Below are 22,444 nucleotides of genomic sequence, written 5' to 3'. Positions count from 1 at the left end.
GGGCTCGCGTGTGGTGTAGCGCTGCGGCCCGCTACGGAGTTTTTTAGCGCTGCTGCAATGCCTGTGCGGCCTGCAGTACAGCTTCGACATGCCCTGGTACTTTCACGCCGCGCCATTCCTGGCGAAGCAGCCCATCACGGTCGATGAGAAACGTGCTTCGGTCTATGCCCAGATATTCCTTGCCGTAGAGTTTTTTCAGCTTGATCACGTCGAACAGCTGGCAGAGCTGTTCGTCCTTGTCGCAGATCAGCTCGAACGGGAAACCCTGCTTGGCCTGGAAGTTCTCGTGGGTTTTGAGGCTGTCTCGTGATACGCCGAACACGACCGTGTCGGCCGCGAGGAAGGCATCGTGCTGGTCGCGAAAACCCTGACCCTGGGTGGTGCAGCCCGGAGTGTTGTCCTTCGGGTAGAAATACAGGACCACCTGTTTGCCCTTCAACGCCTCGAGGCTAACCGCAGTATCGCTGGTGGCCTGTGCCTGGAAGGTTGGTACGGGTTGGTCAATGGCAACAGACATAATGGTTTTCCTACTCAAGGGTTTTGAGGGCGCCAGGGCTCAATCAACGCATCCAGGTTCAAGGCATCGGCGAAATCGAGAAACTGGTCCCGTAGCCAGCTGATCTGCGTGCCGGCCGGCAGCGTCACGGTCATTGTCGCGTTGAGCATGGTGCCGCCCGTTTGCGGCGCCTCATAGGTGTCGCATGTGAGGGCTTCGAGCTCGACGCGATGATCGATAAAGAACTGGCACAGCTCGTTGAGGATGTCAGGCCGATAGACCGAGCTGACATAAGCCACATAGGGCAGCGCTTGCGGTCGGGTTTCCAGCGCTTCGCTGCGCACTACATTAGTGGTGAACTCGTGCTTTTTGGCCAGGCCGGGTAGCGCCGTCTCCATTCGAGCAAGCGCGTCCCAGGTTCCGGTGATTTCTAGGACCAGGGCACAGCATTCGCCGTGTCGGGTCAGGCGCGTGCTTACCACGGCGCAGCGGTTCTCGTTGCTGGCTCGGCAAAGCACGTTGGTGAGCGCCATCGGGCTAGGGCCCATGGCGCTGATGACGAGAAACTGTTCTCGGGGTACTGGAGGGGTGGACATGCAGATTCCTGGCGGTGATGAATCGGTCGGCCAGCCAAGCCGAAAACAGCTAAGGGTAGCGAAAAGCGTGGTCAGTGGGAATGCGTGAACCAGGGGTGACAATCGCCTGCCACTTCAAAGCTCAGTCGTTCCGGCGGGCGATGCCTCCAGCGTGCTCGCAAAGCGCTCGGGAGCCTTGTACCATTACGCCTCTCTTTTTCCGGCAGGAGTGGGTTGCATGATTGCGGGCAGTATGGTGGCGTTGGTCACTCCCATGGACGCGCAAGGTGGTCTTGATTGGGATAGCCTGAGCAAGCTTGTCGACTTCCATCTTCAGGAAGGCACCAATGCAATCGTTGCAGTCGGTACCACTGGCGAGGCGTCTACGCTCGAAGTATCCGAGCACATCGAAGTCATCCGTCGCGTTGTTGATCAGGTCAACGGCCGCATTCCGGTAATCGCAGGCACGGGAGCCAACTCCACCCGCGAAGCCGTCGAACTCACCGAAAACGCCAAGCAGGCCGGCGCCGACGCCTGCCTTCTGGTGACGCCGTATTACAACAAGCCAACCCAGGAAGGGATGTATCTGCACTTCCGGCACATTGCCGAAGCCGTAGCGATTCCGCAGATCCTTTACAACGTCCCCGGGCGCACCGCCTGTGACATGCTCCCGGAAACCATCGAGCGCTTGGCGAAGGTGCCGAACATCGTGGGCGTCAAGGAAGCGACTGGTGATCTCAAACGCGGTCAAGAGGTGCTTGATCGTGTGGCTGATGACTTCCTCGTCTATTCCGGCGACGACGCTACTGCCGTTGAGCTGATGTTGATGGGCGGCAAGGGCAACATCTCCGTTACCGCGAACGTAGCTCCGCGCGCGATGAGCGAGCTGTGTGCCGCCGCCATCGCTGGCGATGCTGAAAAGGCGCGCGCCATCAATGCGCTGTTGATGCCGCTGCACCAGACGCTGTTCCTTGAGGCCAATCCGATTCCGGTGAAATGGGCCCTGCATGAGATGGGCCTGATACCGGAGGGCATTCGCCTGCCGCTTACCTGGCTGAGCCAGCGTTGCCACGAGCCGCTTCGCGCTGCGATGCGTCAGTCAGGTGTGCTGGCCTGACAGTTCAGGTGTACTGGTTTATTAATGAAGGAACATGCATGAAGCGATTGGCCGGCCTCTCGACCCTAGCCTTGATTATCTCTGGAACCAGTGGTTGTGGCTGGTTATGGGGTGAAGACGGATATTTCCGCGACCGTGGCAGCGACTATCTTCAGGCACAACAGGTGCCGCCAATGCAGGTGCCTGGCGATGTCGAGCTGCGCCCTATCGAGCCGCTGCTGCCGATCCCCCAGCAGGTAGCCGACAGCCGCGCGACAGGGGAGTACGAAGTGCCCCGTCCGCAACGTCTGGTCGCCGCCGAAGAGGTGAACGAATACAGCCTGCAGACTTCAGAAGATGCGCGTTGGCTTGTTGCGATGCGATCGCCTTCGCAGGTGTGGGCGTCAGCCCGTCAGTTCTTTACCGACAATGGCTTCCAGATTGCCGAAGAGCGACCGCAGACCGGTGAGTTCGTCACCGCTTGGCAGACCCGTGATCAACTCGCGCCGGCGCTGGTACGCAATCTTGGGCTGGGTGAAGGAGAGACCCGCGTCCGGGTTCGCGTCGAGCCAGGTGTGCAGCGCGATACAAGTGAAATCTTCCTGGTCAGCGTTCAACGTCCTGCAGGCAGCAGTGCCGACGTTGCCTGGCCGGACGCGCCGATCAATGCGGAGCGCGATCGGGTTCTGCTCGATGAGCTGCAGGCAGGGCTGAACAGCAGCACTGTCGAAGGTGGCTCAGCGTCGCTGCTGGCTGAGCGCGAGTACGACGCGCCAAGCCGTGTGACGCTGAGTGAGGCCGGAAGCGGCGAGCCGATATTGCAGCTCGATACAGACTTCAACCGTGGCTGGTCGAGCATCGGCCGCGCGCTGGCGGCGAGCGATATTCTCGTCGAGGACCTTGATCGAAGCCTCGGCATTTACTACATCAACCTGTCCGAGGGTGCAGCGAATCCGGACGAGAAGCCTGGTTTCTTCTCCCGACTCTTCGGCGGGGAGCCTGACCGCGAAGAGATCGAGGCCCGCGCTGAACGCTATCAGGTGCGCGTAACAGATGTGGGCGGCAAGGTTCAGGTCACCCTCGACAAGGACCTCGATACTGTCGCTCCGGCTGATGTGTCCCGACGCGTGCTGAACATGCTCAAGGACAGCCTGGACTGACTTAGTGAAGCTGTCCGTCCCGATCCATTCAGGCGAAACCTCTCGGTTTCGCCTGTTTCGTTTGATGACTGATCCAGTCGTTGTGTCTGCGCTCTTGCGCAAGCCAGCGTAGGTTCGGCAACCGCGAGAAAAGCAATGACCACTCCCAGCTCCCTGAGCCTGAAAAAAATCTATTCTGGCAAGGTGCGTGATCTGTACGAAATCGATGATAAGCGCATGCTTATGGTCGCTACCGACCGGCTCTCGGCGTTTGACGTGATCCTTGCCGAGCCGATCCCGGAGAAAGGCAAGATCCTTACCGCAATTTCCAACTTCTGGTTCGACAAGCTCGCGCAGCTCGTACCTAACCATTTCACTGGTGACAAGGTAGAAGACGTTGTGCCATCCGAGGAGCTGCCTCTGGTTGAGGGGCGGGCAGTAGTGGCCAAGCGCCTGAAGCCGGTTGCAGTGGAGGCCATCGTACGTGGCTATATCGTTGGCTCAGGCTGGAAGGAGTACCAGCGGAGTGGAACCGTGTGCGGGATCCAGCTGCCAGCTGGCCTGAAAGAAGCGGCCAAGCTGCCGCAACCGATCTTCACGCCGTCCACCAAAGCGGCCGTGGGTGATCACGACGAGAACATTTCCTTCGAGCAATGCGAAGCCATCATCGGTAAAGAGCTGGCGGCGAAGGTGCGCGACACCTCGATCGCGCTGTACAGCGCAGCCGTGGCATACGCTGCGACGCGAGGCATCATCATCGCCGATACCAAGTTCGAGTTCGGCCTCGATGAAAACGGCGACCTGACGCTGATGGACGAAGTGCTTACGCCTGACTCTAGCCGCTTCTGGCCAGCAGACAGTTACGCAGAGGGCAGCAATCCGCCAAGCTTCGACAAGCAATTTGTCCGCGACTGGCTCGAGTCCACCGGATGGAACAAGGAACCGCCAGCCCCTCCAGTACCCGCCGATGTCGCGCAAAAAACCGCCGATAAATATCGTGAAGCGCTGACGCGCTTGACCAGCTGATTGGTTGGCCGCCAGCGGGGCAGCTTGATGCGCTCAGCATGTTTGTCTCGCTATGGTTTCGCTAAAAAATCTGCGCAGTTGGGGTTAGACAAAACACGCTGAACTGCTATGATGCGCGCCGCTGGAGAGATGCCGGAGTGGCCGAACGGGACGGATTCGAAATCCGTTGAACTGGCAACAGTTCCTAGGGTTCAAATCCCTATCTCTCCGCCACATACCTAAAAGCCCCGCAATCAGTGATTGCGGGGCTTTTTGTTTTAGCGTTCTACGTATATGTAGTTGGTTGCGGTTTACCTAAGTCGCCTCACATTGATTGCTTGCTAAGGTGATGGAGCCGACCGTACAGCTAGCTCATATCTGCGTAAGCCTTTCTGCTATTACGAAGTAAAAAAGCTGTGAAAGGTCATCTTGGTAAGCCCGACTAATGTGTGGACGAGGATCGAATACTCATCCGACGAGATCGGCGTTCAAGAGACCTGGCAAGGTGGTTTCTTCTGGGCCGCTCTGCGACTATCGATGATATACCTCGCATTGACGGACTTCGAAAAGGCGTAGGAAAGGTTGACTCCAAAAAAACGGCTATAGCACCGTGACAGATGCGAAGCGTCGGTAAAGCCCGCCCGCTTTATCGCCGACGCAACGGGTACACCGGACAGCATCAATGTTACGAACTCGATCAATCTGAACCACAATCGATGCCGGCGCAGCGGCGTCCCGACATGCAGGCTGAACAACCGTATCAAGCTGGACTCCGAAAGACCGACTTCGCTTGCCAGCGAGCTGACCGAAATATTCATCGAGGCGGTGTCTCTGAGCCGGTCGATTACATAGATGATCCGTGGATCGGTGCTTACAGTGCTGGTGTGCGTGCAGTCATGGATAAGCGCCTCTATACGAAGCTGTGCTTCGGCGAAGCCCGGAGCTTCGTCCCGCAATTGAGTCAGGCCGCTAGTCAAACGGCTTTCATCAGCCAGGTTGTAGTAGACCCCCTCGGCCATCGATACCATTCGGCGCTTCAATACTTGGAAATCCGGCTTCGTTGCGTCCAGATAGCAGGCCGACATTACGCCTCCCTGGTTTTCCAAGCTGACACGGGTACCTGCTGGTATGAGAATACTCTTTGCGCTTATCCAGCGTTCGTCTCCTGGCAGCCGAAACCTCACAGAGCCTTCCAGGCAAACCAGCAATGACGAAGCGGCCGAGTGCAAATCCTTTATGCGCAACTGAGTGCGACCTAGATAGATATAGCGCCTACTTGAAACATAGATCAATGCAGGCCGCGAGTGCTGGCTGGTACCGGAAGGGATCATAGCCTGTTTCTTATTGTTTTTTATCAGCGGGTTGCGTCTAGAAACCATTAGACAGTCTGTATTGAACGTACTTTGCCGCAAGCTGCGGCTGAGTATAGTTTCCGTCATTCGCCTGTCAAAAACGTTACTGTAAAACGCAGGTTAAGCTGCTCTAGCTTCATTCAGCCAGATAGAGCGCGACGCACACCGGCTGTAGTTACCATTCATTATGGTTTCGTGATTATTGAAAGTTATTCATGTCGCGTATTTTGGTCCGCTGTGTTGCATGCCTTCGCTGCGTTAGTGTGGTTTGTGTCGAGACGCTTGGGCCTGGGATAAATTGCTGCAAGGTGCCAAGCTATACATTGAGGTAGGCGGTAGCTGGCTGTTTTTTACGGAACTTTTCGCTTGAAATAGTTACCGTCTAGCCGTTCTGCAACGCCGCATCCGACTGAGTCGGGCAGAGGGTTCTGCTTGTACGAATTGAGCGTTTTCTCTGATTGTTGGCCACTTGCCGCTCTTGTTAGTTTTTGTACCGGCAGGCTTGCCGCATGTCTGCGGGTGCTATGAGGAACTAGAAAAATAACAAGAGGCGAATTTTAATGAAGATCAAGATATCTATGGTGAGAAGTGCGTTGCTGATCACTTCGCTGCTGGCGAGTGCTTATGCGTTATCCGCTCCGGGCCCGTCCGCACCTTGCACAGACTGCGCACGCGGGCCTAATCCGACAGTTGCTTCGCTCAAGAGTAGATCCGGACCTTTTAGTGTTGCCAAGTTCTCAGTGTCCGGCTTCTTCAAGGGGTTCGGCGACAGCACCGTGCATTACCCAACCAATACCTCCGGAAAGATGGGTGCCATCGCCGTAATTCCCGGATACCTGTCGTATGAAAACAGCATCGAATGGTGGGGGCCGCGCCTGGCTTCGCATGGTTTTGTGGTGATGACCATGAATACCAGCACCATCTACGATCAGCCAGATAGCCGCGCCAGCCAGCTCAGTCGCGCGCTGGACTACCTAATCGAGCAGAGCAACCGAAGCGCCAGTCCGATCGCGGGCAAGATTGACAGCGCTCGTCTGGGCGTCATCGGCTGGTCGATGGGGGGAGGCGGCTCGCTCAAGCTCGCAACCGAACGCTCGCTTAACGCAATCATCCCTCAGGCACCGTACTACGCAGGTCTTAACAGCTTCAATACCATCAAAACGCCTACGATGATTCTGGCGTGCGGCGGCGATGTTGTGGCGCCAGTGGGCATTCATGCTTCTCCGTTCTATAACCGAGTCCCTGACACAACGCCGAAAGCCTTCCTGGAGATCTACGGTGGCTCGCATTTCTGCGCCAATTCCGGCTATCCCAATGAAGACCTGCTCGGCATGTATGGCATCTCGTGGATGAAGCGCTTCATCGATTTTGATCGTCGCTACGACCCGTTCCTCTGCGGCCCTAACCATGAAGCGAACCTTAGCGTTTCCGAATACCGAGAGAACTGCGACTACTAGCCCAGCACATGTGTACAGGAGGGCCAGGCTCGCCTCTGAGCCAGAGAGGCGAGCGCTTTGATGCCTGATTCGAAGCGCCAAACGATAAGCCCGATGGATTTGCGAGGCGCGCTTGCCATCCGTCGGCGGTCATGGCTGAGCCCGGCTTCGCCTCGATAGTCGTTTAGCTTGTTGATTTTTTAACAACCATGCCAATCCCCGAGGCGCGGCGGTTGCGGCGCCAGGCGGCTGCAGTGCCAGGCCCCGGCAGGAATGCTCCGGGACTGTGGCAATTGGTCGGATGCGGCGCCAACATCTGCTTTTACGTAAGCAATCGCCCAACCGGAAATTTCGGTGACGAAAGGCCCACTGCGCTTTCCTTTGATGGCAAGCCTTCGTCCTCTAACACCCTGAAGTCGCCCCAAAAGGCGAAAGCGCCACTCCACGCCCGGTGGCGGCGTTCGATGATCAATTCGCGGTTAAGCGCTTCCGGACATCAGGTCGCGCCACCGTAGCCTCCTTGTCAGTGCGTGGGACTTGCTTACCAGGCCCAACTCACGCCATCTGTCCGGGACAGTGCTCCGAGCGATGCCGGTCTTTCGCCCAGTTATCACCATGGCCAGGGCTGAATTCGCGCCAACGTAGTGTGCCCTAACCAAGTCCCGACCTGTCCGGGTTGGCTTGTATGGGGGCTTAACAAAGAAAACATTACCTGCATACAAAATATAAAAAAAGATAATATAATAATTGTAACCGTAGGCGGCCGATGGGAGGCGCTGTCAGGAAAACGTTCGATGCTGTCGTGCTTTGTCGCCAGCCGTACGCTCAATGTTCAAGACTCATTTCAATTAAGGACAAGACCGCACATGAAGACCATCAGTGTTCAAGGCAGCATGGGTGACGGCTTCGCAATCGCAGTGGACTGCGGCAATCACCGGGTGCTGATCGACCAGCCGCGTGCCGCGTTCGGTACTGATACCGGACCGAGTCCTCTGGAGTTGGTCTTGGCGGCGCTTGCGGGTTGCTTCGGAACCATCGGCCGTTTTCTAGCCCACCAGCGCAAGGTGGAGCTGCGCGGCATGCGCTTCGAAGTCGAGGCGGACTACGATCCGGCCGGGTTACTGGGGCGTGACACCAGCGTGCGGCCTGGCTTTGAGGAAGTTCGCCTGCGAGTGGAGATCGACGCTGACATGACGCTGGAGCAAAAACAAGAGTTCCTCGCCGAGGTGGAGCGCCGTTGCCCGCTGGCAGACAACCTGTTGCATGGCACGCAGCTGCACAGTGCGCTGGCAGGCTGAGTAGTGCTGAAGCCGAGCACCTGCTAAAGCAAAGGGCAGCTGCCTGGCTGCAGGGCGGTTCGATGAACGCCGGACCTGTTGAATTTGGATTTCATTCATCGCATTCGGCCGCCAGGCCGGCTAGGAGTTTTTATGCATTATCTGTTGCCCTTGAGCTGTTTGGCGTTGAGCTTGTCCGCCCAGGCAGAGCCCCTGGGTCCGTTGATAAAGGAGGGGATGGCGCTCATTCCTCCGTTCCAGCAGCAGCTGATGGCCACTGTGAAGTCGGCGGTGGAAAGTGGCGGGCCACAACAGGCGGTGCAGGCTTGTCAGCAATTGGCACCGCAGATCACTGCCGAGCATAGCGAGGCGCCGTGGCGGGTGGGTCGCACGGCATTGAAACTGCGCAACCAGCGTAATGCGCCCGATCCCTGGGAGCGCGCCGTGCTCGAGCAGTTCCAACAGCGCGCCGCAGAAGGTGAGCCGCTGCAAAGCATGTCGCATGCCGAAGTGGTGGGCGGCGAGTTTCGACTGATGAAAGCCATTCCCACCGGCGAGGCATGTCTTGCCTGTCATGGGAAAGCGATCAAGCCTGAACTGGCGGCGCTGATTGACCAGTACTACCCGGAGGACGAGGCTCGTGGCTTCAATGCAGGGGAGCTACGGGGCGCTTTCACGCTCAGGCGAGCCGTCGACTAGCCGTCGACTAGCCGTATGCTTTAGTGACCTGCCGCAGCTGCCCGGCTGCGGCTCAAGCCGAATGTCGTGATGCACTTCGGGCGGCGCCTCCAAACCTAGCTGCCGCATCCTGCTGCTTGGCTCGTACGCCGAGACGGTCGGCGCAGAGGCCGGTGATAGCAAGGCTGACGGTGATCAACGATTGCGAATGGCGGTGCAAATCGTCGATTAGTGTTGCTGAGATTCCTCTTCGTTTCTGATGTTCTCGTCGTCTCCGTGAGCGTTTTCGATCGTGTCTTCGGTCAGACGCGGGTGCGGATCTTCGCCGGTAGGGTTCTGATAGCCGTGCGCGCTTGCCTCGTTGTCGAGGTTCTGCTGGGCCTGGCTGTTGCTGTCGGCCGGCTCACGCTCGGTCGGTTCCTGATTGGCCGACGCGGTCGTTGCTAGCAGGGCCAGTAAGACTGATGAAGCGATGCTCAAACTCTTCATTGCATTTCCCTCGACTGTTGGCGGGCTCCATGTTTCGGACCTGCAGCGGCTGGCGTTCGTTCGTGCCTGCTGCTGGACGGGCCCCGCATGGAGCGGCGCTTACCGACAGGGGTGGGGCACCCAGTCGGGTTTGGACTGTCTCAGCTGGGAATCACTTACCGAGGCGCTACATGATCGATTGGTTAATGAAGAACCAGCAGCTCGTTTCCTTGTTGATCTCCTTGAGTACGCTTTTGGTGTGGATGTTTTACGCGCATTTGCTCTTGCGAAACTTCAGACGGCAGCGTCAGCCGAGCCTGCTTATCAATCGAGGCGCAGGCAAGGGCCTCGGCTCGCTTTGCATCATCTCCAACATGAGTGCCGAGCCGATGTTCATCAATCAGCTCGTGGTCTCGATAGTGACGTCACGCGGGCCCTTGGAAGTGGACATCACCGACATTCGCCAGAGCATGGAAGATGATGTGTCACCCGATCTCGCCATCCACCAGACTACCCACCAGGGGCCGTTAAGCAGTGGTGATTTCATTCACGTCGGCACCTTTCAGGGCATGTTGCGGCGAGTCGCCGAACTCAACGGCATCGAGCTTCAGGGCCATCAGCCAGTAGGTGATTGGCAGTTCCACTGTATGGAAATCCGCGCAGTGGCGTTTTACGGGCCAGAGCGCCACCCGATGGGTGTATTGCGCCGCTTCAAGCTGGGCGACCTCACCAATCCGGAATGCCGTCTGCTGCCGGAGAGCCCGTTCACCCATCAGTTGACCTCCTGGCGGGACCGGCGCCGGGTACGCGGATGGCTGTCGGAAGGGCTGAATGACTAGCCCTGCGCGCGCAAGGGCTTAAGCAGGCTGGAACTCCGCTTCGTTTCAAAGGTCACGTAGAACTGGCTTTCCAGAGCGTGTCTTAGCAATACGTTGGATTTAAGCATGTGACATGCGCTGCGCAGCGGGACACTGCTGACGTGTAAATGATTGGACAGCTTGGTTTCGACGAGGCTGCAGCAGTAAGGGAATTGGTCGTGGAGATCAACCGGGTAAGCGCAAAGGACATCAACAAAGAACACTATGAGTTGGTTGTAATCGGGTCTGGTTTTGGTTCGAGCTTCTTTTTGACCGAAGCCTTGAAACACCTCACCGGTCGCGCATTGATCATTGAATGGGGCGACTTCCATCCCTGGGATTGGCAGATCAAGACCCAGAGCAGTTCGGCCATAACGCCCGAGTCCACCTATGACAATCGTGGCGAGAAGCCCTGGAATACCACCATCGCTCTCGGCGGTGGGATGAACTGCTGGTATTCCCAGACCCCTCGTCTGCACCCCAGCGATTTCGCCATTCAGACGCGATACGGCGTCGGCAATGACTGGCCGCTGAGCTATGCCGAGCTCGAGCCCTACTATTGCCAGGCCGAGCAAATCATGTCGATTGCTGGCGACCCCGATATGACCCGCGTGCTGCCACGCAGCCAACCATTTCCTCAGCCCCCGCACAAAGGCTCTTCCATCGACATGCTGATGAAGGAGGCCATGCCCGACCATCATTTCATCATGCCGACCGGGCGTGCTCGGGTGGCGACGGGCAGCCGTGGCGTCTGCTGTGCCAATGCCACCTGTAGCCTCTGCCCGATGAATGCCAAGTTCACCGCGCAGAATGGCCTGGCCGAGCTCTATCGTCACCCAAAGGTGGATGTGTGCCTGAACACCGAAGTACGCACGCTCGAATACCAAAGCAACACCATCAACGGCGTGACGGTTCGTTCCGCAGGGCAGGAATACAAAGTATTCGGTGACCTCTTCGTGCTGGGCGCTAATGCCATTCAAAGCCCGGCGATTCTGCTGCGATCAGATATCAACTTTGGCGAAACGGGCATGGGTCTGCACGAGCAGGTTGGCGCCAACGTCGAGGTTTATCTCGATGGCCTGGGCAATTTCGATGGAAGCACCATTACCACCGGCCTCAATTACGCGCTGTACGACGGTGACTTCCGCAAGGAGCACTCGGCGTGTCTGGTCTACTTCGAAAATCGCTGGCCTTATGGGCTGCGTCCGGAAATTGGACGCTGGAACCAGACGCTGCCGTTGATGCTGGTCAGCGAAGACCTGCCCAGCGTGGAGAACCGGGTCGTCATCGACCCGCAGACCGGGCAGGCCATCATCGATTACCGGGGCGAGTCTGATTACGGCATGAAGGGGGTTCAGTACGGTCTGGACAGCCTGGAAAAACTGCTCGCACCGCTGCCAGTGGAGTCGATCAACTTCAGGGAGTGGCGTCTCACCGAGTCGCATGTTCAGGGCACGCTGCGCATGGGGCAGGCCGATGACGGTTCGGTAGTAGACGGGCATATGCTGCATCACAAGATGCGCAATCTTGTCGTAGTCGGCACCACGACCTACCCGAGCTGCTCGCCGGCGAATCCCAGCCTGACGGCCGCCGCCTTGTCCATTCGTGCCGCCGACCTGCTCTACAGCTAAGGAATGCCCATGAAACGTCGTACCTTGTTGGTTTCATCCGCCGCCGCGCTTGGTCTGGTGGCGGTCGGCTCAGGCGCTTGGGTCTACGAGGACCGCCAGGTCTTTATCCCTCAGCTGCTGCAACGGCTGGTGGGCACTTTTCAGATGGATTCGGAGGACCAGCGCAAGTTTGTCGATGCGATGGCTAACCACTATGGCTCGCAGAAGCTGACCGCATTGATGGGGCTCTACAAAATTCGCCAGGAAACTGGTGTAGGGACGCCCTACACTGATCTGCGAGTCGACCATTTCGAGCGCCGTCTGTTAACGGACTTCATGGTTTCGACTGATTACCTGCGACAGCAGAACAAGACCAATCCCATGGTCAGCTTTCTTGGCTACCGGCTGCCCTGCAGCAATCCTTATGCTCGGTTCGACGGGCTGGCGTGAGGTTATACAAGTCTTCGCCTGTCCCGTGGATGCGGTTGGCCGAGTGCCTATGCAGCCTCAGTCGGTAGATCAAGTGAGTACCGTCGCCCGCTCATCCCGTCTCGCGAGGAGGCCAGTTCATGCGCATCGCCGTCTTCAGTACCAAACCCTACGACCGCATTTTTCTCGATCAGGCCAACCAGGCGCACCAGCACCAACTGGTCTATCTGGACGCTCGGTTGACGGCTGAAACGGCCACGTTGGCTTCAGAGTTCAGCGGCATCTGTGCGTTCGTCAATGACAAGCTCGACCGTGAGGTGCTGCAGCTCCTGCACGCAAACGGCACAAGGCTGATTGCCCTGCGCTCGGCCGGCTTCAACAACGTCGACCTAGCAGAAGCAGAGCGGCTAGGCATGACCGTGGCGCGAGTACCGGCTTACTCGCCGCATGCAGTGGCCGAGCATGCGGTGGCGCTTATCTTGAGCCTCAACCGGATGACCTTCCGGGCCTACAACCGCATTCGAGAGGGCAATTTCTCCCTCGATGGCCTGCTGGGCTTCGACTTGTACGGCAAGACGGTGGGCGTGATAGGCACCGGCAAGATCGGCCTTATCTTCGCTGACATCATGCATGGCTTCGGCTGCAGGGTACTGGCCCATGATCCTTTTCCCAGCGCTGATGCGAAGGCGTTCGTGCGTTACGTGCCTCTGGAACAGCTGTTTGAGAAAGCGGACATCATTTCGCTGCACTGCCCACTGACACCCGAAACTCACCACCTGATCGATGATGCTGCAATCGCTCAGATGAAGCAGGGCGTGATGTTGGTCAACACGGGCCGCGGCCGCGTGGTCGATACGCACGCGGTGATCGACGGCCTGAAAAGCGGAAAGATCGGTCGCCTGGGCCTGGACGTTTACGAGGAAGAGGAAAACCTGTTCTTTCAGGACCTGTCACAGCGGGTCATCAGCGACGACCAGTTCATGCGCCTGACGACCTTTCCCAACGTCTTGATCACGGGACATCAGGCGTTTTTCACCGCTGAAGCGCTGACCAATATTGCCGAGACCACACTGGCCAATATCAGCGCCTTCGAGCAGGGGAGCGGAACCCTGAACCGGGTGACCGTCGACAAGGTGGTGTGACCTTCACGGTTCGCTTTGTCAGCAGGGGTAGCTGGCGATTACGGGGCTTGCAGTATCAGCGAGCGCGTTGCTCGCTGATCAGCATGCCACAAGCGACTTGATAAACCTGATTCCCACGTCTGATCGTCAGCGGCGCTCGTTCAGCTATCACCGCGCCGCTATCGAGCATCCGTTCAATGTGAGTACGCAGTTGATGGTATTGCCTGGTGTATTCCCGATGCATCTGGATCGGCTCCCTCAGGTATCTCGAGTTATTAGCTGTGAAGATGCAGTTACGACTCGCCAAATACCGGTTGGGTCCTACCGTTTGTCCGAGAATGCGCCTGTGCCTTGATCATCAGGGGCCGCTGCGGCAATGGCATTCGCACAAAATCGCCGGTAGTATCAAAACGCTATCTCGACCGCGACGCTTTACCAAGGATGAGCCAGACGGATGAACCAACAAGCCATACCGGTGCTAATCACTTTTCTCGCCGTTGCCGGTATCGCCGCGCTGTTGTTGCGTCGAGCGCTGACCACCCTGAGTCATCGGCGCGATGTGAACGAAGCACAGCCAACCCAAGCAAAGGTTGCACACCCCGAACTTCAATCCGACCGATAGCGAGGCAACAGGCGAGGCGCGGCGACACGCCTGGCCGGCTCAGCTCTGGAATAGCTGGCGCAGGCTGCTCGGCGCCAGACCGGTCCAGCGTTTGAACGAGCGGCGAAAGTTGGTGGTGTCGTTGAAGCGCAGGTAACTGGCGGTTTCGTCATTGCTGTAGCCCTTCATCTGATACAGATACAGGGCTACATGTTTGCGCACCTGATCCAGCTGCTCCTGAAATCCCGTGCCGTGCTTGTGCAGCTTGCGCTTGAGCGACGCGGGGCTCATCTCGAAAGCATGGGCGACGCGCTCCAGATTCAGCGGCTCGCGGATATTCGCATACAGATAGTCATACAGCTGATCGATAAAGCTGCCAGGCCAGCCAAGACTTTCCAGCTGCGCACAACTCGCTTGGTACGCGACCTGTCCGGCGGTGGCCGAGGCGCCAGGCCAGGGCTTGTGAAGATATTCCAGCGGCAGACTCATCATGGTCATCTGGCTGGCGAACTCCAGCTGCTCGCCCAGGTGCACCCAATACTGTTCGACATGTCGCGGTTGCGGGTAGGCGAGGTGGAAGCGCCATGGCAGGCGCTCGCCGGATAGTCTTTTGCTCATCGCAACCACGGCGGTCAGGCTGGCCTCGGTTAGAAAGCGCTGCTGATCACCGGAACCACAGCTGTCAGTCCAATATAGGTATGCCTGCTGCTCGTCGAGCAGCAAGCGGGGCGTGAGTAGCGGACTGAGCAAGGCGCGAAATTGCTGCAGTTGTTCCAATGCCTGTCGCAACGTGCACGTATGGGTCAGCGCGTGGCTGACCTCGCCGTAATGGCCGGGCAGCAAACGCTGGCCGAACAGAAAGCTGCTGTCGTCCGCCCCAAGCAAGCGCTGCGCGTTTTCAATCAAGGTCAGAAACTGAAGGGGACTGATCCTCGCCTGGCCGCCCAGCACGTCTTCATAGAACAGCCCACTGCCACGCAGCAACTGGTGGCTGTCGATTCCTCGTGACAACGCCAGATCAATCAGCACAGCCGGCTGATGATGTGCCGCGATGCAACGTGTATCGCACTCGTAACCAGGCGTCATGGCTGTTCCTCAGGCGCAGCGCGAAAGCTGCTGCTTGGTTTTGGCCAGGTTCAGATTCAGGCGTTTGAGCAGCTGTTCAGCCTCTTCGTTGAAGGCCATCACCGCGCCGGTGCTGACATGCAGATGCACCCGCTCACCGTGCTGTGTGGTCTTGTGCGCCAGGCTGGCCACGGCCTGTTTCAGTTCATCTGCGATTATTCGGGCCTGGGTCTCGCCCGTGTTCGGCAACACCGCGACGAAGCGATCTCCGGCCAAGCGGCAGAGCAGGTCCTGGTGGCGCAGGTTAAGCAACAGTAGTTGCGCCATGGCCTTGAGGACCGCATCGCCCTCGGCCTGGCCGAAGCGCTGGTTGATGGCGTTAAAATCGTCCAGATCCACAACCACCAGCGACAGCGGCTGCTGTTCTGCCTCGGCGTGAGTGAGCGCCAGCTGCACCTGCTGGCGCAGGTATTCCGCAGCGCCTAATGGGGTGAGCTTGTCGAACAGGCGGTGCTCGCGGAAGCCTTTCTCGCGCTTGCTCATCTGCTGACTTATGGCGCGTTGTTCCTGATTGAGGTGGTAGATGCCTAGGGTCAGCAGCAGCAGGCCGACGGGCATCGGCGCGGTCTCCAGCCAGTTGTCCCAGATCGCCAGCTCAGGCAGTTGGATGAATTCGTCCAGGGTGTCCATCCACCATGAGAAGAAGACACAGGCCAGGCCCAGCGCCAGCAGTCGGGTCACTCGGCCGGCCGGACGGCTGTGCAGCAGCATGATCAGCCAGGCCAAGGCGAGCACGGCCGAACCGCCTTCCCCTGCAACGTCCATCCAATTGATCTCGGCCCAGGGTTTGATCTGGCCGGTCGCCAAGTAGATCTGCAGACCAAGGTTGGCAACGAAGGCAAGGCCGAGCAGGGTGAGCGAATGGAGCTTGAGCAGGGATTTCATCGGGTCTCCGTGGCGAGGCTGCGCGCCAATGCGTGAGGGCACGGAAACAGATGAATGTGACGGTTGGATGAATGCGGTGGGGGTTGAATTGGCTCACCGCTTTTTTTGGGGGGCTAACTGAGGAGGTGGATCGTTTTGGTTGTTAGGCCTGTTTGCGAGGTGGTTGAAGCATTGGTTTCGCCCTGCTGGGCGAGTCACTTTTTCTTGCGTGGCCAAGAAAAAGTAACCAAAAAGAAGGCCACCCCTGCATCCGGACTGGGCGTCCCCGGTTTGCTTCGCAAAACTTCCCTCGCACCGGTGCTGCTCCGGGGGCCGGCGCGAAGGGACATCCATGTCCCATCACGCCTCGCTCGGCATCCATGCCTCGCGTCCCCCTGCGCAGCATCTGCGCTCGGCTTCCTGAAGGGCAATCGAGTCCGAGTTGTCTGACAGTTCGGGCACAGCGAAACAAGAACGCTTTGCTTGTTTCCTGACAAATGATCTACCACACGACGCCGAACGCCCCTTCAGGAGGCCGAATGGAATCCGCGCGGAGGGGAGCGAGCGGCATGGCTGCCGCGAGAGGCGTAAAGGGCCATGGATGTCCCTTCTACGCCGGCCCCCGGAGCGCGGATGGAATGAGGGAAGTCGAGCGAAGCGAACCGGGGACGCCTAGTCCGGATGCAGGGGCAAGACTTTTTGGTTCCTTTTGGCGGGGCGGCCATCCGTGCGACTGCCAAAAGGGACTCGCCCAGCAGGGCGAAACCAGCGTCCCGGACCACGCGGCAACGAGCAGCGGCACGAACCGCAACCTCACACACGTCTCACCCGACCCACCAAACCAGGTCATATCAGCTCAATTCCCACCCAAAACTCCCCCAATAAGCCCCTGCTGGCCCCCCAGCACCACCCGCTGTCACAGAACCGCCATATTCCGACCCTACCGTCCGCTGCAGTTCCGGGATGGACCCGGTAATCAGCGTTCGGGGGATTTGTTCATGAGCACATACCGCAGCGGCATCCGTCATGCAGGATTTCGCGTCAGCCTGCTGGCACTGGCCATCAGTGCCGGTTCGGCGTGGGCCGAGGAGCCGCTTGTCATGGAACACGTCGAAGTGATCGGCCAAGCTGTCAGCCTCGACGAGGCATTGAAAGAACAACGCAGCTCCGACAGCGTGAAGAGCGTGGTCCATGCCGACGGCATCGGCCAGTTGCCCGACGACAATGCCGCCGAAGCCTTGCAGCGCATCCCCGGACTTTCGGTCGAGCGGGACCAGGGCGAAGGCCGCTTCGTCAGCGTGCGCGGCATCGCGCCGGACCTGAACAGCGTCACTATCAACGGTACCCTGGTGCCCTCGCCGGAGAGTGGTCGCCGCGCGGTGGCGCTGGACGTGCTGCCTTCGGAACTGGTGCAGTCGCTCTCTGTGGTCAAGACGCTGACCCCGGACATGGACGCCAATTCTCTGGGCGGCACCATTGAGGTGGAAAGCCTGTCGGCGTTCGACCACGACGGCCTGTTCTACAGCCTCAGCACCGAAGGCAGCTACGACGAGAACGTCGACAAGACCAGCCCCAAGCTATCGGGAGCCATCAGCAACCGCTTCAGCCTTGGCGGCGGTGTGGACAACTTCGGTGTCGCCGCGGCCCTGAGCTGGCAGGAACGGGATTTTGGCTCCGATAACGTGGAAACCGGCGGTAACTGGGATTTCGAGGATGGCGCGCAGCTGGAAGAGTTCGAGCAGCGCGACTACGAGATCACCCGCGAGCGCGCCGGCGTCGGACTCAATTTCGACTACCAGCCCGACGACTTCAGCAGCTACTACCTGCGCACGCTCTACAGCCGCTTCAAGGACAGCGAAACCCGCAATGCCGCCGGGGTCGAGTTCGAAGATGCGCAGCTGGCCGGCGAGCTGGGCGATGCCGAGGGCTGGCGCGAGATCAAGTCCCGCGAGGAAACCCAGACCATCCAGTCCTACGTGTTCGGTGGCGAGCGGATGATGGGCCTGTGGACGCTCAGCGGTCAGGTCGGCTACAGCGAGGCACGCGAGCGCAACCCGGGCGGCATTTCCAGCGCCACCTTCGAAGGCGACTTCGCTGACGTGGGTTTTTCCAGTACCACTAAGCCGCGTCTGACTGTCGATCCGTCCTTCTACGATCCGGCCAGCTTCGAGCTGGACGAGGTGGAGTGGGAAGAGAGCGACGCCCGTGACAAGGAAAAGAACATTCGCCTGGACCTGGCTCGCGAGTACGACATTCAGGGCTACGCCTCGCAATTCAAGTTTGGCGGCAAGCTGAGCCGGCGCGACAAGACCAATGACGTCGATGTCTGGGCCTACGATGATTTCGATGACCTGACATTGGCCGACTTCCAGCATGGCTCTGTCGACTACAGCCTCAATCGCTTCGGCCCGGGCATCAGCGCCGGTGCCCTTGAAGGTCTCATTGGTGGTTTGGACGCGAGCGCTTTCCGTGACGAAGAAGAGTCGCGCATCGGCGACTTCGACATGAGCGAAGACATCAACGCCGCCTACTTCATGAACACCCTGGACCTGGACAAGTGGCGCCTCATCGCCGGCTTGCGTTACGAGGGCACCGAGTTCAGTGCCAAGGGCACGGGGATACGCGAGGGTGAGTTCGAATCGATCTCCAGCGATAACCGCTATGACCACTGGCTGCCTGGTCTACACGCGCGCTACCAGCTAACGGATGACACCCTGTTGCGGGCCGCCTGGACCAACACTGTGGTGCGCCCGACGTTCGAACAGCTGGCGCCCGGTTTCATCATCGACGGCGATGAAGCGGAGTTCGGCAATCCCGACCTCAAGCCGCTGGAGTCGATGAACTACGACCTCGGCATCGAGCACTACATGGGCCGTGCCGGGGCCGTATCGGCGTATCTGTTCTACAAGGACATCGACAACTTCATCTATAACACCGACGTGGCCGGTACTGGTCAGTGGGCCGACTTCGACGAGGCGCTGAGTTACGAGAATGGCAGCAGCGCCAAGCTCTACGGTGTCGAGTTGTCCTACTCGCAAAAGCTCGACTGGCTGCCCGCGCCCTGGAACGGCGTATTGCTCGGTGCCAACGCCACCTTCAGCAAGTCCGACGCGGACATCGAAGGACAGGGCAATAGCCGCAGCATCGATCTGCCAAACCACTCCGATACCGTCGGCAACCTGATGGTCGGCTGGGAAAACGACGTGTTCAACATGCGGCTGGCGGCCAACTACAAGTCCGAATACTTGGCCGAGGTGTCCGGCATCGACGACGAAGTCCACGACCTGTACGCCGACGAGCAGCTGTTCGTGGACTTCAAGGCTGGCTACTTCATCACGCCGAACCTACAGGTGACGCTCGAGGCGCTGAACCTGACCGACGAGTCCTACTTCGTCTACACCGGACGCAGCCGCTACAACGCCCAGTACGAAGAGTACGGCCCGACCTACAAGCTCGGCCTGACCCTGACGCACTTCTGATCCAGACCTTACCGAGTTCACTTTTACGCCGCCCCGACGCCGTTCTGTTCCCCTTCTGAACGGTGTCGGTCAGCGGCTGCTGAATGGAAAAACCATGGACGTAATTTCGTACAAACCTTTGTGGCTGAGCCTCTGCATTGCGCTGGCAGGCTGTCAGTCCGGAACCGTTCAGCTGCCCGCGGAGCAGACCGCAGCAAGCCTGAGCCTGATGAGCGCTTCCCCACGGCAAGCCGAAAGCGCCCAGTTGATTGGCAACGACCGATTCTGGCCGGGCGCTTCGCAGCTGCTGGTTCGCCCGGATTCGCGCGGCATGGAGTTGCTGGACGCGCAGGGTGCGCGACTCAGTGGCGTCGACGGCCGCTTCGAGGGGCTGGATCACCGTGTCGGCAAGGACGGCCTGCTGGTCGCCACGCTCGACCGCAAGCGTCAGCAGGCCGTGCTGCTCGGGCTCGATCGCCAGCATCAGTGGAGCCAGCCGCTGTACGTTCCGAAGACAGACTTCGCCATTGAGGGGCTGTGCCTATATCGCGACGCCGTGCGCAATGGCTACCTGTTTCTGATCGGTGAGGATGGCATCGGCGAGCAATGGCTGGTGGCGGCAGGGCAGACGTTACTGGCTTCACCGCAGCGCGTACGTGGCCTGAGCCTGCCACCGCAGAGCAGCGACTGCCAGGCGGACGACCAGACCGGCGAGCTGGTGGTGAACGAAGAAAATGTCGGCCTCTGGCGTTACGCCGCTGACGCCGAAGCACCCTTGCTGCGCCATCCGGTGGACATTGTGCAGCCGTTCGGCGGCATCGCCGAAGCCATTGCCGGCATGGCGCTGGTGCCGGGCGGGTTGCTGGCGCTGGACCCGGAAGCGGGTGCGCTGCATCTGTATCTGCGTGACGGCGATGACTGGCGCAGCCATGAGGTGATCGCGCTGGACGGCTTCGACGAACCGGAGCAGGTCAGCGCCCGCGCGACGCTCACCGGCCTCGATCTGTTGTTGACCGACGAGCGCGGCGTGCACCGTGCGCACCTGGACTGGCAACCTGAAGCGCCGGTCGCAACGCCGGTGATCCCGGTGCTGCCCGCGAAGGTCCAAACCGATCCGGTGCCGCATCTGGGCGATGCGGCAGACGATCCGGCGATCTGGGTCAACCCGAGCGACCCTGCGCGCAGCCGTGTACTTGGCACTGACAAGAAAGGCGGGCTGGCTGTTTATGACCTGTCTGGCAAGCAGCTGCAGTACTTGGCGGTGGGGCGGTTGAACAATGTGGACGTGCGCACCGGCTTTGTTCTCAGCGGCAAGCGGGTCGATCTCGCCGTGGCGAGCAATCGAGATCACAACAGCCTGCACTTGTTCGCCATCGACCCGCGCAGCGGCCAGGTCAGCGGCATCGGCGAGATCGCAACGCCGTTCAATGAGATCTACGGCTTGTGCCTGTTCAAGGATCGCCAGGGCGCTATCCATGCTATTGCCAATGACAAGGACGGCACCTTCCAGCAATACCGCCTCGACGGTTCGGGCGGTTCTCTGAGCGGCGAGCAGGTGCGCGAGTTCAAGGTGGACAGCCAGCCCGAGGGCTGCGTCGCCGATGACCGCCACCATCGGCTGTTCGTCGGTGAAGAAGACGCGGCGGTATGGGCGCTGGATCTGCGCAGCGACGCAACGACGGTGCTGGAAAAGGTCATCGGCATCGGCGGGCCCCTGCATGACGACATCGAAGGTCTGGCGCTGTACCAGGGTAAGAAAGCCGACTACCTGGTGATCTCCAGCCAGGGCAACGACAGCTATCTGGTGCTCGATGCCACGGCGCCCTACGCCGTTCGCGGCGCCTTCCGCATCGGTTTGAATGCCGAGCTCGGTATCGATGGCGCATCGGAAACCGATGGGTTGGAAGTCACTTCGGCCAATCTCGGCGGTATCTGGAGCCGCGGCATGCTGGTGGTGCAGGACGGTCGCAAGCGCATGCCCGAAGGCGCTCAGAACTACAAATATCTGCCTTGGGCAGCGGTTGCCGACGCGTTGGGGCTGGACTGACGTCTGACGCATGGGCGCATCAGGCGACGCCCATGGCGTTGCCTGAACGTAATCAACGAGTGCCTTCCCACGGGACGGCCGGAGGAAAAACAGATGCAAAGTGAACACATGTCGGTCTGGGGTCTGGTCAGCGAAGCCAGCCTGGTCGTGCAACTGGTGATGATGACGCTGGTGCTGGCGTCGCTCACCAGCTGGTACCTGATCATCCAGCGGGGTGCCGCGCTGCGCCGCAGCGAACGACTGCTCAGGAGCTTCCTGCAGCGCTTTCGCAGTGGCGGCGAACTGACCCAGCTCTATCGCGAGGGCGACGAGCAGGCGCTTCCCCGCGAAGCCGCGTTGCAGCACATTTTCCTCGCCGGTTATCAGGCGTTCAGTCAGCTCCAGCGCCAGCCGGGTATCGCTCCGGATGCGGTGATCGAGGGCGTCGAACGCAGCCTGTACGTCGCTATCGCCGAGCAGGAAGAGCGACTCGAAATCGGTCTGCAATTTCTTGCCACGGTCGGTTCGGTCAGCCCCTATATTGGCCTGTTCGGCACTGTCTGGGGGATCATGAACTCCTTCCTCGGGCTGTCCATGGTGCAGCAGGCGACCCTGTCCACTGTTGCGCCGGGGATCGCCGAAGCGCTGATCGCGACGGCCATCGGCCTGTTTGCCGCGATCCCGGCGGTGATGGCCTACAACCGTTTCTCCGCCCGTGGCCAGACCCTGAGCGCGCGTTACTACAGCTTCGCCAACGAATTGCAGGCGCGTTTGCATCGCCGTTTGCACGCCTGCTCGCCCAGCGTCGTCGCTGCTGCCTGAGGAGCTTGC

Annotated in this window: 20 protein-coding genes and 1 tRNA gene; 15 read left to right on the top strand and 6 right to left on the bottom strand. The window is 59.4% G+C overall.

From position 1 onward, the window contains the following. Positions 1-43: 43 nt before the first annotated feature. A complete protein-coding gene (locus tag AAGW23_RS03870) occupies positions 44-517 on the bottom strand; it encodes a peroxiredoxin (protein ID WP_342405051.1) in 474 nt (157 codons plus the stop codon). A 14-nt stretch (positions 518-531) separates the two neighbouring features. Continuing rightward, entirely contained in the window at positions 532-1,092 is a 561-nt protein-coding gene (locus AAGW23_RS03865; protein WP_342405050.1) for a glycine cleavage system protein R, read from the bottom strand. Between the two features lie 217 nt (positions 1,093-1,309). On the opposite strand from AAGW23_RS03865, the gene dapA reads away from it, so the two are divergent. The 4 genes from dapA to AAGW23_RS03845 all read left to right on the top strand — a co-directional run bounded on the left by dapA (position 1,310) and on the right by AAGW23_RS03845 (position 4,545). Then, on the top strand, positions 1,310-2,188 hold the full coding sequence (dapA, locus tag AAGW23_RS03860) for a 4-hydroxy-tetrahydrodipicolinate synthase (protein ID WP_342405049.1): 879 nt from the start codon (positions 1,310-1,312) through the stop codon (positions 2,186-2,188). Between the two features lie 38 nt (positions 2,189-2,226). Beyond that, positions 2,227-3,327: an outer membrane protein assembly factor BamC gene (bamC, locus tag AAGW23_RS03855; RefSeq protein ID WP_342405048.1), complete on the top strand. Its 1,101-nt coding sequence runs from the start codon at positions 2,227-2,229 to the stop codon at positions 3,325-3,327. Between the two features lie 135 nt (positions 3,328-3,462). After that, positions 3,463-4,332, top strand: a complete 870-nt coding sequence (locus tag AAGW23_RS03850) for a phosphoribosylaminoimidazolesuccinocarboxamide synthase (RefSeq protein ID WP_342405047.1) — start codon at positions 3,463-3,465, stop codon at positions 4,330-4,332. Between the two features lie 123 nt (positions 4,333-4,455). Beyond that, positions 4,456-4,545 (top strand) — tRNA-Ser (locus AAGW23_RS03845). A gap of 254 nt (positions 4,546-4,799) precedes the next feature. Here the strand turns inward: AAGW23_RS03845 and AAGW23_RS03840 are convergent. After that, on the bottom strand, positions 4,800-5,495 hold the full coding sequence (locus AAGW23_RS03840) for an AraC family transcriptional regulator (protein WP_342405046.1): 696 nt from the start codon (positions 5,493-5,495) through the stop codon (positions 4,800-4,802). A 728-nt stretch (positions 5,496-6,223) separates the two neighbouring features. Between AAGW23_RS03840 and AAGW23_RS03835 the strand changes: the two genes are divergently transcribed. The 3 genes from AAGW23_RS03835 (at position 6,224) to AAGW23_RS03825 (ending at position 9,075) form a co-directional block, all read left to right on the top strand. Then, on the top strand, positions 6,224-7,120 hold the full coding sequence (locus AAGW23_RS03835) for a hypothetical protein (protein ID WP_342405044.1): 897 nt from the start codon (positions 6,224-6,226) through the stop codon (positions 7,118-7,120). Between the two features lie 845 nt (positions 7,121-7,965). Further along, positions 7,966-8,397, top strand: coding sequence for an OsmC family protein (locus AAGW23_RS03830; protein ID WP_342405043.1), 432 nt, complete (start codon positions 7,966-7,968; stop codon positions 8,395-8,397). A 132-nt stretch (positions 8,398-8,529) separates the two neighbouring features. After that, complete coding sequence (locus tag AAGW23_RS03825) at positions 8,530-9,075, top strand: Tll0287-like domain-containing protein (RefSeq protein ID WP_425540808.1); 546 nt, start codon at positions 8,530-8,532, stop codon at positions 9,073-9,075. 207 nt (positions 9,076-9,282) lie between these two features. Here AAGW23_RS03825 and AAGW23_RS03820 read toward each other — a convergent pair whose 3' ends face one another. Next, entirely contained in the window at positions 9,283-9,543 is a 261-nt protein-coding gene (locus AAGW23_RS03820) for a hypothetical protein (RefSeq protein WP_342405041.1), read from the bottom strand. A 170-nt stretch (positions 9,544-9,713) separates the two neighbouring features. Here AAGW23_RS03820 and AAGW23_RS03815 point away from each other — a divergent pair, with 170 nt between their 5' ends. The 5 genes from AAGW23_RS03815 to AAGW23_RS03795 all read left to right on the top strand — a co-directional run bounded on the left by AAGW23_RS03815 (position 9,714) and on the right by AAGW23_RS03795 (position 14,161). After that, positions 9,714-10,361, top strand: coding sequence for a hypothetical protein (locus AAGW23_RS03815; protein WP_342405040.1), 648 nt, complete (start codon positions 9,714-9,716; stop codon positions 10,359-10,361). A gap of 146 nt (positions 10,362-10,507) precedes the next feature. Continuing rightward, entirely contained in the window at positions 10,508-12,010 is a 1,503-nt protein-coding gene (locus AAGW23_RS03810) for a GMC family oxidoreductase (RefSeq protein WP_342405038.1), read from the top strand. 9 nt (positions 12,011-12,019) lie between these two features. Beyond that, the gene (locus tag AAGW23_RS03805) at positions 12,020-12,439 is read left to right on the top strand and encodes a hypothetical protein (RefSeq protein WP_342405037.1); all 420 of its coding nucleotides are present in this window, start codon (positions 12,020-12,022) and stop codon (positions 12,437-12,439) included. Between the two features lie 119 nt (positions 12,440-12,558). Continuing rightward, positions 12,559-13,560: a 2-hydroxyacid dehydrogenase gene (locus AAGW23_RS03800; protein ID WP_342405036.1), complete on the top strand. Its 1,002-nt coding sequence runs from the start codon at positions 12,559-12,561 to the stop codon at positions 13,558-13,560. Between the two features lie 433 nt (positions 13,561-13,993). Further along, a complete protein-coding gene (locus tag AAGW23_RS03795) occupies positions 13,994-14,161 on the top strand; it encodes a DUF2973 domain-containing protein (protein ID WP_342405035.1) in 168 nt (55 codons plus the stop codon). 39 nt (positions 14,162-14,200) lie between these two features. On the opposite strand, the gene AAGW23_RS03790 is transcribed toward AAGW23_RS03795, so the two are convergent. After that, positions 14,201-15,226 (bottom strand): AraC family transcriptional regulator, encoded by a 1,026-nt coding sequence (locus AAGW23_RS03790; protein WP_342405034.1) that lies wholly within the window; start codon positions 15,224-15,226, stop codon positions 14,201-14,203. A 9-nt stretch (positions 15,227-15,235) separates the two neighbouring features. After that, positions 15,236-16,150 carry a GGDEF domain-containing protein gene (locus AAGW23_RS03785; protein ID WP_342405033.1) on the bottom strand — a complete coding sequence of 305 codons (915 nt, stop codon included), beginning with the start codon at positions 16,148-16,150 and terminating at the stop codon, positions 15,236-15,238. 977 nt (positions 16,151-17,127) lie between these two features. Between AAGW23_RS03785 and AAGW23_RS03780 the strand changes: the two genes are divergently transcribed. The 3 genes from AAGW23_RS03780 to tolQ all read left to right on the top strand — a co-directional run bounded on the left by AAGW23_RS03780 (position 17,128) and on the right by tolQ (position 22,435). Then, a complete protein-coding gene (locus tag AAGW23_RS03780) occupies positions 17,128-19,608 on the top strand; it encodes a TonB-dependent receptor (protein ID WP_342405032.1) in 2,481 nt (826 codons plus the stop codon). 94 nt (positions 19,609-19,702) lie between these two features. Continuing rightward, positions 19,703-21,634, top strand: a complete 1,932-nt coding sequence (locus AAGW23_RS03775; protein ID WP_342405031.1) for a phytase — start codon at positions 19,703-19,705, stop codon at positions 21,632-21,634. Positions 21,635-21,727: 93 nt separating this feature from the next. Next, on the top strand, positions 21,728-22,435 hold the full coding sequence (gene tolQ, locus AAGW23_RS03770; protein ID WP_342405030.1) for a protein TolQ: 708 nt from the start codon (positions 21,728-21,730) through the stop codon (positions 22,433-22,435). The last annotated feature ends 9 nt before the right edge of the window (positions 22,436-22,444 follow it).

The sequence above is a fragment of the Stutzerimonas chloritidismutans genome (genome assembly GCF_038562055.1).
In the GTDB taxonomy this organism is placed as follows: domain Bacteria; phylum Pseudomonadota; class Gammaproteobacteria; order Pseudomonadales; family Pseudomonadaceae; genus Stutzerimonas; species Stutzerimonas chloritidismutans_A.
The sequence above is the reverse complement of the archived record's forward strand: the minus strand, read 5'-3'. Positions and strand labels throughout refer to the sequence as shown.